The 13,918-nt window shown below is 68.9% G+C and carries 12 protein-coding genes and 1 other RNA gene; 4 read left to right on the top strand and 9 right to left on the bottom strand.

The window, feature by feature from the left end; genetic code table 11:
• Positions 1–7 precede the first annotated feature (7 nt).
• A complete protein-coding gene (locus tag GOARA_RS04425; RefSeq protein ID WP_007321099.1) occupies positions 8–3,022 on the bottom strand; it encodes a bifunctional [glutamine synthetase] adenylyltransferase/[glutamine synthetase]-adenylyl-L-tyrosine phosphorylase in 3,015 nt (1,004 codons plus the stop codon).
• A 9-nt stretch (positions 3,023–3,031) separates the two neighbouring features.
• Positions 3,032–4,372: a type I glutamate--ammonia ligase gene (glnA, locus tag GOARA_RS04420; protein ID WP_007321098.1), complete on the bottom strand. Its 1,341-nt coding sequence runs from the start codon at positions 4,370–4,372 to the stop codon at positions 3,032–3,034.
• A 224-nt stretch (positions 4,373–4,596) separates the two neighbouring features.
• Here glnA and panB point away from each other — a divergent pair, with 224 nt between their 5' ends.
• Positions 4,597–5,433 (top strand): 3-methyl-2-oxobutanoate hydroxymethyltransferase, encoded by an 837-nt coding sequence (gene panB / locus GOARA_RS04415; RefSeq protein ID WP_007321097.1) that lies wholly within the window; start codon positions 4,597–4,599, stop codon positions 5,431–5,433.
• A gap of 18 nt (positions 5,434–5,451) precedes the next feature.
• Positions 5,452–6,408 (top strand): prolyl aminopeptidase, encoded by a 957-nt coding sequence (pip, locus tag GOARA_RS04410; protein WP_007321096.1) that lies wholly within the window; start codon positions 5,452–5,454, stop codon positions 6,406–6,408.
• Here the strand turns inward: pip and GOARA_RS04405 are convergent.
• The 5 genes from GOARA_RS04405 to GOARA_RS04390 all read right to left on the bottom strand — a co-directional run bounded on the left by GOARA_RS04405 (position 6,405) and on the right by GOARA_RS04390 (position 11,043).
• Positions 6,405–7,643, bottom strand: coding sequence for a S1 family peptidase (locus tag GOARA_RS04405; RefSeq protein ID WP_007321095.1), 1,239 nt, complete (start codon positions 7,641–7,643; stop codon positions 6,405–6,407). The two genes, pip and GOARA_RS04405, sit on opposite strands and share 4 nt — an antisense overlap.
• A 104-nt stretch (positions 7,644–7,747) precedes the next feature.
• The gene (locus tag GOARA_RS04400) at positions 7,748–8,986 is read right to left on the bottom strand and encodes a S1 family peptidase (protein ID WP_040521732.1); all 1,239 of its coding nucleotides are present in this window, start codon (positions 8,984–8,986) and stop codon (positions 7,748–7,750) included.
• A 248-nt stretch (positions 8,987–9,234) separates the two neighbouring features.
• An RNA gene (gene rnpB, locus GOARA_RS18835) (RNase P RNA component class A) lies at positions 9,235–9,632 on the bottom strand.
• 41 nt (positions 9,633–9,673) lie between these two features.
• A complete protein-coding gene (locus GOARA_RS04395) occupies positions 9,674–10,309 on the bottom strand; it encodes a histidine phosphatase family protein (RefSeq protein WP_007321093.1) in 636 nt (211 codons plus the stop codon).
• Positions 10,306–11,043: a zinc ribbon domain-containing protein gene (locus GOARA_RS04390; protein ID WP_007321092.1), complete on the bottom strand. Its 738-nt coding sequence runs from the start codon at positions 11,041–11,043 to the stop codon at positions 10,306–10,308. Before GOARA_RS04390 ends, GOARA_RS04395 begins: the two co-directional genes overlap by 4 nt.
• Before the next feature lie 8 nt (positions 11,044–11,051).
• On the opposite strand from GOARA_RS04390, the gene GOARA_RS20100 reads away from it, so the two are divergent.
• Positions 11,052–11,204: a hypothetical protein gene (locus GOARA_RS20100; protein ID WP_007321091.1), complete on the top strand. Its 153-nt coding sequence runs from the start codon at positions 11,052–11,054 to the stop codon at positions 11,202–11,204.
• Here GOARA_RS20100 and GOARA_RS04385 read toward each other — a convergent pair.
• Together GOARA_RS04385 and cobC are read right to left on the bottom strand one after the other, a co-directional pair.
• Positions 11,201–12,331, bottom strand: coding sequence for a Nif3-like dinuclear metal center hexameric protein (locus GOARA_RS04385; protein ID WP_040521731.1), 1,131 nt, complete (start codon positions 12,329–12,331; stop codon positions 11,201–11,203). The two genes, GOARA_RS20100 and GOARA_RS04385, sit on opposite strands and share 4 nt — an antisense overlap.
• Positions 12,324–13,373, bottom strand: coding sequence for an Rv2231c family histidinol phosphate aminotransferase CobC (cobC, locus tag GOARA_RS04380; RefSeq protein ID WP_007321089.1), 1,050 nt, complete (start codon positions 13,371–13,373; stop codon positions 12,324–12,326). Before cobC ends, GOARA_RS04385 begins: the two co-directional genes overlap by 8 nt.
• A 59-nt stretch (positions 13,374–13,432) precedes the next feature.
• Here cobC and GOARA_RS04375 point away from each other — a divergent pair, with 59 nt between their 5' ends.
• The gene (locus GOARA_RS04375; protein ID WP_040521730.1) at positions 13,433–13,918 is read left to right on the top strand and encodes a low molecular weight protein-tyrosine-phosphatase; all 486 of its coding nucleotides are present in this window, start codon (positions 13,433–13,435) and stop codon (positions 13,916–13,918) included.

Here is a 13,918-nt window from a genome sequence, read left to right as displayed (position 1 = left end):
ACGGAGATTAGGCGCCGAACACCTCGGTGACCACCGCTTTGGCCCGCCGCGTGACGCGCAGATAGTTCTCCAGGAACTCGCCGGCCTCGTCGGCCGGCCATCCGGCCGCGAAAGCGACCGCCCGCAGCGCTGCACCGGGGCCGGGCAACTCGTCGACCGGCTTTCCTCGCACCAGCACGAGCGCGTTGCGCGCCTTGGTCGCGGTCAGCCAGGCCTCGCGCAGCAGGTCGACCTGCTGCCCGGGCAGGAGTCCGTCGGCCGCGATCGCGTCGAGCGATTCCAGCGTCGAGGTGTTGTGCAGAGACGGGTGGTCATGCGCGTGGCGCAACTGCACGAGCTGAACGGTCCACTCCACGTCGGCGAGGCCGCCGCGGCCCAGTTTGGTGTGCAGCGCCGGATCGGCGCCGCGCGGCAGTCGCTCGGCGTCGACGCGAGCTTTGATCCGTCGGATCTCGCGGACCGCCTCCGGCGACACGCCGCCCTCCGGGTACCGGATGCGGTCGGCCATGTGCAGGAACTCGATGCCCAGATCGTTGTCGCCCGCGACCTGGTGGGCGCGCAGCAGCGCCTGGATCTCCCACGGCTGCGCCCACTGGTCGTAGTAAGCGCGATACGACGCGAGAGTCCGCACCACCGGCCCCTTGCGGCCCTCCGGCCGCAGATCGATGTCGACCTCCAGGGGCGGGTCCGCGCTGGGAGTGCCGAGCATGGTCCGCACGTTCTCGGCGACGGTCTGCGCCCACCTGAGCGCGACGGTCTCGTCGACGCCCGGACGCGGATCGCAGACGAACATCACGTCGGCGTCGGAGCCGTAGCCCAGCTCGCTGCCGCCCAGGCGCCCCATGCCGATCACCGCGATCCGGGCCGGCGCCTCCTCCCCCGACGGCAGCGACTCGGCGATGACCACCTGCAGGGCGGCGTTGAGCACCGCCGCCCACACCGAGGAGAGCGCCGCGCACACCTGCGGCACGTCGAGCATCCCCAGGACGTCGGCCGATGCGATGCGGGCCAGCTCGGCGCGCCGGTGCCCGCGCGCCACCGCCACCGCCTGTTTGAGATCGGTGCGACGCACGGTCGACGCGATCAGCCCCTTCGCGACATCGTCGGGGTCGACCCCGATCAGCTTGGGTCCGTCGGCCCCGTCGGTGTAGAGCTTGATGACTTCGGGAGCCCGCATCAGCAATTCGGCGATGTAGGCCGACGTCCCCAGCACGTGCATGAGCCGCTGGGCGACGGCGCCGTCATCGCGCAGCAGCCGCAGGAACCATTCGGCGTCGACGAGTTCCTCGCAGAGCCGCCGGTAGTTGAGCAGCCCGGCATCGGGGTCGGGGGTCCGGCTGATCCACTCCAGGAGCGACGGCAGGATCAGCAGCTGGATCTGCCCGCGGCGCCCCGGTGTCGACGCGAGCGAACGGATGTGGCCGAGTGCGCGTTCGGGCTGCGCATAGCCCAGCGCGGCCAGCCGTCGCTGGGCCGACTCGTCCGACAGGGTGAGTTCGTCGGCCTCGAAACGCGTGACCGCCTCGAGCAGGGGGCGGTAGAACAGCTTCTCGTGCAACTGGCGGATGCGCTGCCGCTGCGCGCGCAGCTCGGCTTTCAGCACTCCGGCGGCGTCGAGGTCGGTCGCGGGCCGTATGTGCGCCGCCCGGGCCAGCCAGCGCATCGCGGCGCCGTCGTCGGGATCGGGCAGCACGTGAGTGCGTGAGAGGCGCTGCAGTTGCAGACGATGCTCGAGCAGCCGCATGAACTGGTAGGACGCCGACAGGTTGGCGCCGTCGTCGCGGCCGACGTAGCCACCCGCGGTCAGCGCGGCCAGCGCGTCGACGGTCGGTTGCACGCGCAGCGACTCGTCGACCCGGCCGTGCACCATCTGCAGCAGCTGTACCGCGAATTCGACGTCGCGCAGGCTGCCGCTGCCCAGCTTGAGGTTGCGTTCGCGCAAGTCGGCCGGCACGAGTGACTCGACGCGGCGACGCATCGCCTGCACGTCGACCACGAAGTCGTCGCGCTCGGCGGCGGTCCAGACCAGCGGTGTGACCGCGTCGAGGTACTCGGCCGCCAACGCCATGTCGCCGCACATCGCCCGCGCTTTGAGCAGCGCCTGGAACTCCCAGGTCTTGGCCCACCGCTGGTAGTAGGCAAGGTGGCTGTCGACGGTGCGGGTCAGCGCACCGGCCTTGCCCTCGGGGCGCAGCGCGGCATCGACCTCGAAGAAGGCGGCCGACCCGATCCGCATGAACTCCCCGGCGATGCGCGCCGACGTGGAGTCGGCCGGTTCGGCCACGAAGATGACGTCGACGTCGGAAACGTAGTTGAGCTCCCGCGCGCCGCACTTGCCCATCGCGATGATCGCCAGCCGCCCGTCGAGCGGGTCGTCTCCCGGATCGTCGCCGATGGCCTGGGCGATCGCCACCGCCAGCGCCGCCGTCAACGCCGCGTCGGCGAGATCCGCCAGGAGCGCCCCGACCGTCGGCATCGAGACGACGGGCTCGTCCTGCACCGTCGAGGCCAGGTCGTGCGCCGCGATCACGAGAACCTGATTCCGATAGGCGCGCCGCAGCGCGATGACCGCGTCGGGGCCGGTCACGGCCGCGCGGAACAGCCTGTCGCCCGGCCCGGCCGATGGGTCCGGACGGGCATCGACCGATGCCAGCATCGCCGGAACCATCTCGTCGGCGGTGGGCAGGTTCGGCTCGGTCAGCAGCCGCCAGGCGTCCGGCTCGGCGACGAGGTGATCGCCCAGCGCATCCGAGGCGCCGAGCACGCCGAACAGCCGACCGCGGAAGGTCGTGTCGTCGACGATGAGCCGGTCGATCTCGGCCCAATCACCACCCGCATCGGTCACGGCCTCGCGCAACCGGACGACCGCCCTGAGTGCCAGGTCGGCGTCGGCCGCGCGCGAAATGGCCCAGCACACGTCGACCCGATCCTCGGTGTTCCAGCCGAGCGATTCGAGGTTGCCGGCGGCTGATCCGTCGAGCAACCCGAGACGCCCGACGCTGGGTATGACTCCGCGACGCATCGCCGCGCCCTACAGCGGCAAGTAGTTGCGCAGCTCGAACGGGGTGACGTGGCTCCGGTACTCCGACCACTCCGCCCACTTGTTGCGCAGGAAGTAGTCGAAGACGTGTTCGCCGAGTGCCTCGGCGACGAGTTCCGAGCGCTCCATTTCCACCAGGGCGTCGGCGAGACTGCCGGGCAGCTCCCGGTAGCCCATCGCGCGGCGCTCTCCCGGCGTCAGCGCCCACACGTCGTCCTCTGCCTCCTCGGGCAGTTCGTAGCCTTCGCCGATTCCCTTGAGCCCTGCCGCCAGCAGCACCGCGAAAGTGAGATAGGGGTTGCACGCCGAATCCGGGCTGCGCACCTCGACGCGACGCGACGACGACTTGTTCGGCGTGTACATCGGGAGTCGCACCAGCGCCGAGCGGTTGGCGCGACCCCATGTCGCCGCCGTCGGTGCCTCGCCGCCGTGGATGAGGCGCTTGTAGCTGTTCACCCACTGGTTGGTGACAGCGCTCAGCTCGCTCGCGTGATGCAGGATCCCGGCGACGAACTGCTTGCCGACCGCCGAAAGCTGCAGGGGGTCGTCGGGATCGTGGAAGGCGTTCTCCTCGCCTTCGAACAGACTCATGTGGGTGTGCATGGCCGACCCGGCGTAGTTGCTGAACGGCTTGGGCATGAACGTTGCGACGACACCCTCTTCGATCGCAACCTCCTTGATGAGGTAGCGGAAGGTCATCACGTTGTCCGCCATCGACAGCGCGTCCGCGTACCGCAGGTCGATCTCCTGCTGACCGGGCGCGCCCTCGTGATGGGAGAACTCGACCGAGATGCTCATCGACTCCAGCGCGTCGATCGCGTGCCGGCGGAAATTCGGGGCGGCGTTGTGGACGGTCTGGTCGAAGTAGCCGCCGCGGTCGGCGGGCTGCGGCTCCGAACCGTCAGTCGGCGCGTCTTTGAGGAGGAAGAACTCGATCTCCGGATGGACGTAGCAGCTGAAGCCCTTCTCAGCCGCCTTGTTCATCTGCCGGCGCAGCACCTGCCGGGAATCGGCCCACGACGGCGTGCCGTCGGGCATCACGACGTCACAGAACATGCGGGCCGAATGGTGGCGCCCGGCCGAGGTCGTCCACGGCAGGACCTGGAAGGTCGACGGGTCGGGCCGAGCCACGGTGTCGGCCTCCGAGACCCGCGAGAATCCTTCGATCGCCGAGCCGTCGAAGCCGATCCCCTCTTCGAACGCACCCTCCAGTTCTGCGGGCGCGATCGCCACCGACTTGAGGTAGCCCAGCACGTCGGTAAACCACAGGCGCACGAATCGAATGTCACGCTCTTCGAGCGTCCGCAGCACGAACTCTTTTTGGCGGTCCATATCCGCCGAGCCTAGAAGTAACCTGTTACGTCTGTGTTACTTCCAGGCCTTTTGATGCCCGCCCGCGGCGAATTCGGCCCGTTCACCAACGCTGCGGCCCATCCGATGTGACCAACCGCACGATTGCGCCCATTGGCCCGGCGCTGCTGCGGTGGAACAATCGATGTTGTCCGCATTTATCCCGGGTACCCGCGCAGGGACTCGAGGCAGAAAAGAGACACATCATGTCCGATGCACCCGTGTACGGCTCATCCGGCGACCAGCCCCGTCGCGCCACCCGCATCCAGCACCTGGCTCAAATGAAGGCCGAGGGCCGCAAGTGGGCGATGCTCACCTGCTACGACTATTCGACCGCAGCACGCTTCGACGAAGCCGGGATTCCTGTCCTGCTCGTCGGTGACTCCGGCGCCAACACCGTCTACGGATACGACACGACCATCCCGGTCACCCTCGACGAGATGATCCCGCTGATTCGGGCCGTCGTCCGCGGAGCGCCGCACGCACTGGTGGTCGCCGACCTGCCGTTCGGCTCCTACGAGGCCGGTCCGCAGCAGGCACTCGAATCGTCGGTGCGCTACTTCAAGGAGACCGGCGCGCACGCGGTGAAGCTGGAGGGCGGCGAGCGCGTCGCCGAACAGATCGCCACGTTGTCCGCCGCGGGGATTCCGGTCATGGCGCACATCGGTTTCACGCCGCAGAGCGTCAACGGCCTCGGCGGCTACCGGGTCCAGGGGCGCGGCGACGGCGCCGACCAGCTGATCGCCGACGCCATCGCCGTCCAGGAGGCCGGCGCGTTCGCGGTCGTCATGGAGATGGTGCCGGCCGAGCTGGCCGCGCAGATCACCCGCAAGCTCACCATCCCGACGGTGGGTATCGGCGCCGGCAACGAGACCGATGCTCAGGTGCTGGTCTGGCAGGACATGGCGGGGCTGACGAGCGGCAAGACGGCGAAGTTCGTCAAGCGCTTCGCCAACATCGGCGACGAGCTGCGCGACGCGGCCGCCGCCTATGCCGACGAGGTCGCGCGCGGCAGCTTCCCCGGTCCCGAGCACAGCTACTGATCTCACTACGCTGGGTGCATGCGCGAGCTGTATCCGGAGATCGAACCGCACGACCACGGTCACCTCGACGTCGGTGACGGCCAGGAACTCTACTGGGAGGTCTCGGGGAACCCCGAGGGCAAACCCACCGTTTTCGTCCACGGCGGTCCCGGCGGCGGGACGTCGGGCCGGCAACGCCGCTTCTTCGACCCCGACCGCTACCGGATCGTGCTCTTCGACCAGCGCGGTTGCGGGCGATCGCGTCCCCATATCGCCGACGGCGCCGACCTCTCGGTGAACACCACCCAGCACCTCATCGCCGACATGGAGAAGCTGCGCAAGCATCTGGGGGTGTCGCGCTGGCAGGTCTTCGGCGGATCATGGGGTTCGACGCTCGGGCTGGCCTACGCGCAGGCGCACCCGGACCGGGTCACCGAACTCGTGCTGCGCGGCATCTTCCTGCTGCGCCGCAGCGAGATCGACTGGTACTACAACGGCGGAGCCGCCAACGTCTTCCCCGACCGGTGGGAGGGCTACCTCGCACCCATCCCCGACGACGAGCGTGACGGCGATCTCGTCGCCGCCTACCACCGCATCCTCACCGGGCCGGACCACGATCAGGCCCTCGCAGCCGCGCTCGCGTGGACCACCTGGGAGACCTCGACCAGCTACCTTCTCCCCCGGCCGGAGGAACCGTTCGACGACCCCGAGCGGTTCGCGCTGGCGTTCGCCAAGATCGAGAACCACTACTTCACCCACGGCGGCTTCCTGCGCGACGGACAACTCCTCGACGAGATCGACCGGATCGCCGACATCCCCGCGGTCATCGTCCAGGGGCGCTACGACGTCGTCTGTCCGATGCGCAGCGCGTGGGACCTGCATCGCGCGTGGCCGAGCGCAACACTGGCGATCGTCGACGACGCCGGGCACGCATCGTTCGAACCCGGGATCGTCGACGCGCTGGTGGCCGCCACTGACGGATTCGCCGGGCGTTAGCCGATCGGTCCCGGCCCAGGGGGCGGTGGCGGCGCCGTCGGCGGCTGGTACGGGTTGGGCCCCTGCCCCGGATGCTGCGCCGGCCCCGGCGGTGGCGGCGGAGCCGGAATCGGACCGGGAACCTGCCCCGTGAACGGTGCTTGCGGAGCTCCGGGTAGCGGGCCGGTCCCCTGAACGGGGTACGCGGCAACGGGCGCCGGCTTACGCCGGAACCCGAGAAGCAGCCCGACGATGGCCAGCAGCAGGATGACTCCGATCAGCGGTCCCAACCAGACCCACATGCTCAGCTTCGAACCGGCCGGCTCGGCACTGACCAGTACCGCTCCGTTGCTCTGCAGGTAGTTCCGCAGCGCGATGTTGTCGGTGACGAAACCGAATTCCGAGGACTCTTCCTGCGAGACGGTCTTCATCGAGTTCGTGCCGATCACGAGCCCGTCCGCGTTCACCGTGGGCCCGCCCGACATGCCCTTGCCGATCGTGGCCGACACCTCGGTCTGCGCGGCGCCGGCCGAGTTCTGCTGGCGCGACGATACGGTGCCGGTCTTGAACGACGGCTGGGGCAGGGTGATGTCATCGCTGACGCGTCGCACCTGACCGGGGAATCCGACACTGGTGACGGCTTCGCCCGCCTTCGGAATCTCCGTGCTGATCGGCAGCGCCGTCAGCTCGCCGGGCGGCGAGTTCAGCTTCAGAATCGCGTTGTCGCCGTCCTTGAACGACTGGCTCGAGACCACCTGGACCGTGGTCCAGTCGCGGATCACCTGATTCGGTCCGCCGGGCTGCTTCACCTTGACCGACACCGACGGCTTCTCGCCATCGCCACCCGCCGCACGAACCGGCCACCCCTCGTTCAGGGCACGGCGGTAGATGGTGGTGGCCCACGCACTGTCGCGACGCTGAGCGGACGCCAGCGCGACGACGGCCTTCTGCCTCAGCATGTTCTTCGTCTGGTCGTCGCCGGTGTAGACACAGTGGCCCGCGGTGGCGATGAATCCGGTGGGGTCGACGACGTAGCCCGAGCAGACGCCGCTGAACTCGACGTCCTGCGACCACTTCGGACCGCTTTCGAACGGAATCTGAACCTGCCCGGTGACGGTCATCTGCAGGAAGACCAGTGCCTTGCTGACCTTTTCGTTGACCGACACGGGATCGGCGACGGCCGGGCCGGATCCCGACAGCAGGCCCATCGCGGCCGCGACGGCGATCGCCGCCAGTTTGACTGTTGTACGCACCATTCCCCGTTTCACTCCGCAACCGCCAGCGCGGTCGGCCATGATCGCTCCGGTCAGACTAACCGGACAAATTGGCGGAACGCGCGGATGGGCGAAATACCGACCGGTTAGCGACCGAACTGCGAGCCCGGGTACCCGGGCTGCTGACCGGGCGGGGGGAAACCGGGCTGACCGAAGGACGGTCCCGACTGCGGCGGCGGGGTTCCGAATCCCGGTTGCGGCGAAGGCGGCGGGAATCCCGACGGCTGCGCGGGCGGCGTGGGTGCACCGAACTGTCCGATGCCCTGCGGGGCCGTGGGCCCGCCGAACGGCGATCCACCACCGCCCGGGCCTCCGCCCCCACCGAAGTTGGGCGGACCCGACTTCGGCTTGCGGCGAAGCCCGAGGACGAGGCCGACGATGAGAATGAGCGCCAGCAGGCCGATCAGCGGTCCCAGCCAGATCCACATGTTCAGCCCCGAGCCCTCTTCCTCGGGTGCGGCGAGCGCGACGCCGTTGTTCTGCAGGTACAGGCGCAACGCGACGTTGTCGGTGATGAACCCGAACTCGGAGGTCTCGTCACTGGACACGGTCTTCATCGAGTTGGTGCCGATGACCTCGCCCGCGGCGTTGACCGTCGGGCCGCCCGACATGCCCTTACCGAGAGTCGCCGAGACCTCGGTCTGTGCCACACCGCTGGGATTCTGCTGCCGCGACGACACGGTCCCCGTCTTGAAGGACGGCTGCGGCAGCGTGATGTCGTCGCTGACCTTGCGGACTTGCGACGGGAAGCCGACGCTGGTGATCGACTCACCGGTCTTCGGGACGTCCTTCGCGATCGGCAGCGCGGTGAGCTGACCGGGCGCCGAGTTGATCTTCAGGATCGCGTTGTCACCGTCACGGAACGCCTGCGAAGCCACCACCTGCAGCGTCGTCCACTCGCGGATCACCTGGTTGGGGCCCGATGCCTGCTTGGCTTTCACCGACACCGTCGGCTTCTCGCCGTCGCCACCGGCGCCGCGCACCGGCCACGCCTCGCTAACGGCACGCCGATAGATGTTCGACGCCCAGGTGGCGTCACGGTTCTGCTTCTTGGCGAGGGCGATCACCGCCTGCTCGCGGATCTCGTTCTTGAGGCTGTCGTCGGACACGTTGACGCAGTGGCCCGCAGTCGCCACGAACCCGGTCGGATCGACGATGTAACCCGTGCACAGCGCACCGGCGGAGACATCTTCGGACCACGCCGCACCGTCGGTGAAGGGGATCTGCACCTGCCCGGTGAACTGCACGAGCAAGAACACCAGCGCCTTGCTGACGCGTTCGTTGACCGCAACGGGATCGGCCGTGACCGGTCCCGCACCCGTCATCAAGCCTAGGGTTGCCGCGAGTGCAACCACCGCGGTCTTGAACGTCCTATTCACCTTTTCCCCATTCCGAACAGGGCGTGTAGCCCAGACAACCGGCTGAGATTAACACGCTGGGATCCAACTAGATCGGGTTGCGGCGCACGTCGTCGTCGCGTCCGATGAGAATAAGCCAACCACCAGCTGCAAGCACCCGCAACACCCGGGTCGTCCGGATAGACCACCCGTGATTCCGACGGAGTGAGTGGTGGCGAACGAGCCGGCCGATAAGCCGGATCCTGTCCCGCCGAAGCGGGGGCGACCATCCATCTGGGCACACCGTCGCCGGGTGCCTCGAGCAGTCCACCCGCGGGCTCGGGCGAGCAGCCCTCAAACGCCCGCGCACCCGCACCGTGTGGTGCGGGCTTCGACCTTGCTCCAGGTGGGGTTTACCTAGCCGACGCGGTCACCCGCGCCGCTGGTGCGCTCTTACCGCACCGTTTCACCCTTACCGGCTCGCGCCGGCGGTTTGTTTTCTGTGGCACTGTCCCGCGAGTCACCTCGGGTTGCCGTTAGCAACCACCCTGCTCTGTGGAGTCCGGACTTTCCTCGGCGCGCGGCGCACCAGGGACCTGGCCGTTCCGCGCGACGCGGCCGCCTGGCCGACTCGTTCGCCCGTTCAGAGTACACGCACCGGGTGCGGCGCCGACGCTAACCGAGTGGGTAACTGCGCAGGTGAGACGTGTCGTTCACCAGGCGACCCACAGATCCGCCATCGGCGAAGAACTCCACCAGCGATACCGAAGCCAGATCCAGATGCAGCCCGTAGAGGAGTTCCGGACCGACGCGCATGGCGTCGCGAAGTATCGATTTGATCCGTGTCACGTGACTGACCACGACGACGGTCTGACCCGGATGGTCGGCGACGATCGCGGCGCGCGCGTCGGCGACCCGCCGCGCGGCGTCGGCGAAGCTCTCCCCGCCGGGCGGAGCGATCACTTCGTCACCGACCCACTCACGGTGCAACTCGGGGTCGCGCTGCGCCGCCTCGGTGAACGTGAGACCTTCCCATTCGCCGAAGTCGGCCTCGATCAGCCGGTCATCGACGGTGACCGGTAACCCGGCAGCCGCGGCAAGCGGTTCCGCGGTCTGCCTGGTCCGCCGCAGCGGCGAACAAACGATCGCCGAGATCGGCCAATTCGCGAGCCGGCCGGCGGCTCGGGCGGCCTGGTCGACGCCGAGTTCGGTTAGTGCGACATCGTCGCGTCCGGAGTACCGGCGCTCGACCGACAGCGGCGTCTGCCCGTGACGCAGGAGGACGAGGCGGGTCGACTCCACTCCGGTCACAGTCCCGACTCATGGGTCCGGATGAGCAGCGCGCCGCATTCTTCGCATCGCAGCACCTCGTCCTCGGCAGCGGTCGCGATCTGCGAAAGGGTGCCTCGGTCCAGTTCCATCCGGCACGCGCCGCACCGTCGTTGACGCAGCAGCCCGGCGCCCGGTTTTCCATGGGACTGCTGGCGGTCGTAGACCGTGAGCAGTTCGGCTGGTGCGTCCGCGACAATCGCTGTGCGCCGCGCCTCCAAGTCGGCGACCTTCTCGTCGAGGTCGGTGCCGGCGGCGTCGCGTCGCGAGGTGACCTGCTCCAGATCCACCTCGAGAGCCGCCACCGCGGCCTCGGCGCGCGCTTTCTCCGCCGACGTCGCCTCCTGCTGCTCCATCAAGTCCAGGAGTTCGTCCTCCGCCACCGCCCGGCGGCGCGCCAATCCGGCAAGTTCATGCTGCAGTTCGGCCAGCGCTTTGGCGGCCATCCCCGGCCGGTCCAGCAGTTCCTTGTCGTGTTCCTCGCGAATGCGCATCCCGTTGATCTCGGTGTCGAGCCGCTGGTATTCGCGGTCGAGGTCCTGTGCGGCGATATCCGCCCGGACCGCGTCGTCGCGAGCGACGGCGATGCGGTCGCGCAGATCGGCCATCTCCTGCTCTTCGGGAAGATTGGCGCGACGATGGCGCAGTTTGGCCAGATCGGCGTCGACCTCGGCCACCTCGAGCATGATTCGCTGCCGCGCCGCCTCGACCTTCATCTGCGCGAGTGTACTTGCCCGCCGACCGTGCCCAGATTCCCGCCGACCGTGCCCACATTCCCGCCGACCGTGCCCAGATTCCCGCCGACCGTGCCCAGATTCCCGCCGACCGTGCCCAGATTCCCGCCGACCGTGCCCAGATTCCCGCCGACCGTGCCTAGTGCGCGGACGCGCCGTGCAACCTGAACGGGTCGGTCGGTTCGGAATGCACGGTCGTCTCCACCCCGAGCGAGGTCAGCATCTTGGCCACCGAGCCGCACCACGGGAACTCCGTCGCCCAATGCCCCGCATCCACGAAGGCCGGCCCACCCGCGCGCAACGCCTCATCGACGACATGATGCCGGAGGTCCCCGGTCACGTAGACGTCGGCAGCGGCCCGCACCGCATCGTCGATGAGGGAATCTCCCGCCCCGCCGCATACCGCGACACGACGAATCCGGCGCTGCGGGTCACCGGCGGCGCGGATCCCCCAGGGTGCGGTCGGCAGCCGACTCGCGACAAAGTCGGCAAACTCGCGCAACGACAGTTCTTCCGACAGCTCGCCCACGCGCCCCAATCCGACGCCGCTCGGCAGGGCGGCCAGCTCGAAGACGTCGAAGGCCGGTTCTTCATACGGATGCGCTGACCGCAACGACGCGAGAACCTCCTCGCGGACACGCCGCGACGCGACCATCTCGACGCGCGCCTCGGCCACCTCGCTCAGCCCGCCGATCTCACCGATCGCCGGTGCCGCGCCGGGCAACGGTTCGAACTGACCGGTGCCGACGACCGACCACGCGCAGTGCCGGTAGTCGCCGATCTCACCGGCGCCCGCGGCGAACATCGCCGATCGGACCGCCGAGGCGTCGTCGACCGGCACCATGACGACCCACTTGTCCAAATCCCCGGAGGGCAGCGGCCGGAGCGGGACGGTGTCGCCGAGGCCGAGCAGGTCCGCCAGCGCGTCGGACACGCCAGGTCGAGCGCTATCGGCATTGGTGTGCGCGGTGAACAGCGCACATCCCGCACGGATCAGACGATGAATCAACGCACCCTTGGGGGTGGACGCCGCCACGGTATCTACGCCGCGCAGCAGCAATGGATGGTGGGCGACGATGAGTTGGCATTCGCGGTCGATCGCCGCCGCGACGACGTCGTCGGTGACATCGACGCACACGAGCGCGCGGCGAACGGGCTCGGCGGGATCGCCGCACACGAGACCGACCGAATCCCAGTGCTCCGCGAGCCGAGGCGGGTAAGCCTCCTCCAACCGCTCGATCACCCGTACGAGCGCTACATCCTCAGCCACCGGACTCCTCCTTCGACCCCGACATCCGCGACTCGTCGGCGAGTACCGCCTCGAGCGCACGGGATAGATCATCGACGACCTCTCGCCCCCGGACCGCGAAACGCAGATACCGATCCGAGAGGCCGGTGAAGTTCGCCGCGGAACGCACGGCGAATCCCCGGCGCGCCAACTGTTCCCGGATTGTCGCCGCCTGCCGGTGATGGGCCAGGACGAACGGCGCCTCCGGCCGCACCGGGAGTGTGAAACCAGCCTCGACGAGGCGACGGCAGAGATGATCGCGGTCGCCGGCAACCTCGTCGGCCATCGCTGCCGCGTAGGCCTGGCCGCGCGGCCCAGTGCACGCACGCAGCGCGGCGAGCGTCGGCGAACCTACCGGCCAGCTGCGCCTGCGCCTGGTCAGATCGGCGATCACACCCGGTGCGGCCAACAGATAGCCGGCGCGCAGTCCGGCCAGGCCGAAGGTCTTGGTCACACTTCGCAGCACGACGACGTCGTCGAGGCTTCGGTCGGCCACCGACCCGCCCGCCAGGTCGGCGAACGCCTCGTCGACGACGAGCAGCCGTCCGGGCGCGCGAAAGGCCAGGACGTCATCGACGGGATGCAGAACCGACGTGGGGTTCGTCGGGTTGCCGACGACGACGAGGTCCGCGTCGGACGGCACGTCGTCGTGCACCTGTGCCAGCCGCCACGGTTGGGCACCCACGACCTCCGTCACCCGGACCCCGGCTCGACGCAGCGCGGACACCGGTTCGGTAAACGACGGCACCACCACGGCGGCGTGCCGCACCGACAGGCCGGCGAGCAACTCGAATCCCTCCGCGACGCCGTTGAGGAGCAGCACTTCGTCGGGCGAACGTCCGTGCGATTCGGCCACCGAGGCGCGGGCCGCGAACTCGTCTTCGGCTCGCGGATAGGCGGCAAGGTCGAGCAGCGACTCGCTCAGCGCTGCGAGCACGAAATCCGGTGGTCCCGGCCTCACGTTCACCGCGAAGTCGACCATCCCGGGCCAGGCATCGGCGTCGCCGTGGCGGTCGGGATCCATAACCGTCGAGCGTACCGACCCGCGCGCCGAGCCCCTGCTACCCGTAGGCTGGTTATGCGATGACTGAGAAACTCCTCATTTGTGTGGTGTGCACCGGAAACATCTGCCGGTCCCCCATGGGGCAGAACATTCTGCGGCACGCCCTGACCGAAGCCGGCCTCGATGACCGGGTCGACGTGGTGAGCGCCGGGACCAGCGGCTGGCACGTCGGTGACCCGGCCGACAATCGGGCCCGCACCGAGCTGCTCGCCCACGGCTACCCCGACGGGCACGTCGCCGCTCAGCTGGGCCCCGACCACTTCGACGCCGACCTACTGCTGGCCATGGACGTCGGCCACCTGCGCGCGTTGGAGCGCAAGCGGCTGCGCGACCGCACGCGCCTCTTCCGCAGCTTCGACCCCTCGTCCGACCCACTCGCCGACGTCCCCGACCCGTACTACGGGACCGAGGATGATTTCGCGCTCACGCGCGAGCTGATCGAAGCAGCAGTCCCCGGCATCCTCGAATGGGTGCGAGCGCGGCTGCGCGAGTCCGTTGTGAGCTGA

Source organism: Gordonia araii NBRC 100433 (assembly GCF_000241265.1).
Taxonomy (GTDB): domain Bacteria; phylum Actinomycetota; class Actinomycetes; order Mycobacteriales; family Mycobacteriaceae; genus Gordonia; species Gordonia araii.
This window is presented reverse-complemented; position numbering and strand designations above follow the sequence as displayed.

Excerpts from the sequence above, each read along its gene's own strand:
- cobC (WP_007321089.1), bottom strand. The coding sequence starts at position 13,373 with ATGGATCCCGACCGCCACGGCGACGCCGATGCCTGGCCCGGGATGGTC.
- GOARA_RS04405 (WP_007321095.1), bottom strand. The coding sequence starts at position 7,643 with ATGGTGCGTACAACAGTCAAACTGGCGGCGATCGCCGTCGCGGCCGCG.
- GOARA_RS04400 (WP_040521732.1), bottom strand. The coding sequence starts at position 8,986 with ATGACGGGTGCGGGACCGGTCACGGCCGATCCCGTTGCGGTCAACGAA.
- glnA (WP_007321098.1), bottom strand. The coding sequence starts at position 4,372 with ATGGACCGCCAAAAAGAGTTCGTGCTGCGGACGCTCGAAGAGCGTGAC.
- GOARA_RS04375 (WP_040521730.1), top strand. The coding sequence starts at position 13,433 with ATGACTGAGAAACTCCTCATTTGTGTGGTGTGCACCGGAAACATCTGC.
- GOARA_RS04390 (WP_007321092.1), bottom strand. The coding sequence starts at position 11,043 with ATGAAGGTCGAGGCGGCGCGGCAGCGAATCATGCTCGAGGTGGCCGAG.
- panB (WP_007321097.1), top strand. The coding sequence starts at position 4,597 with ATGTCCGATGCACCCGTGTACGGCTCATCCGGCGACCAGCCCCGTCGC.
- pip (WP_007321096.1), top strand. The coding sequence starts at position 5,452 with ATGCGCGAGCTGTATCCGGAGATCGAACCGCACGACCACGGTCACCTC.
- GOARA_RS04425 (WP_007321099.1), bottom strand. The coding sequence starts at position 3,022 with ATGCGTCGCGGAGTCATACCCAGCGTCGGGCGTCTCGGGTTGCTCGAC.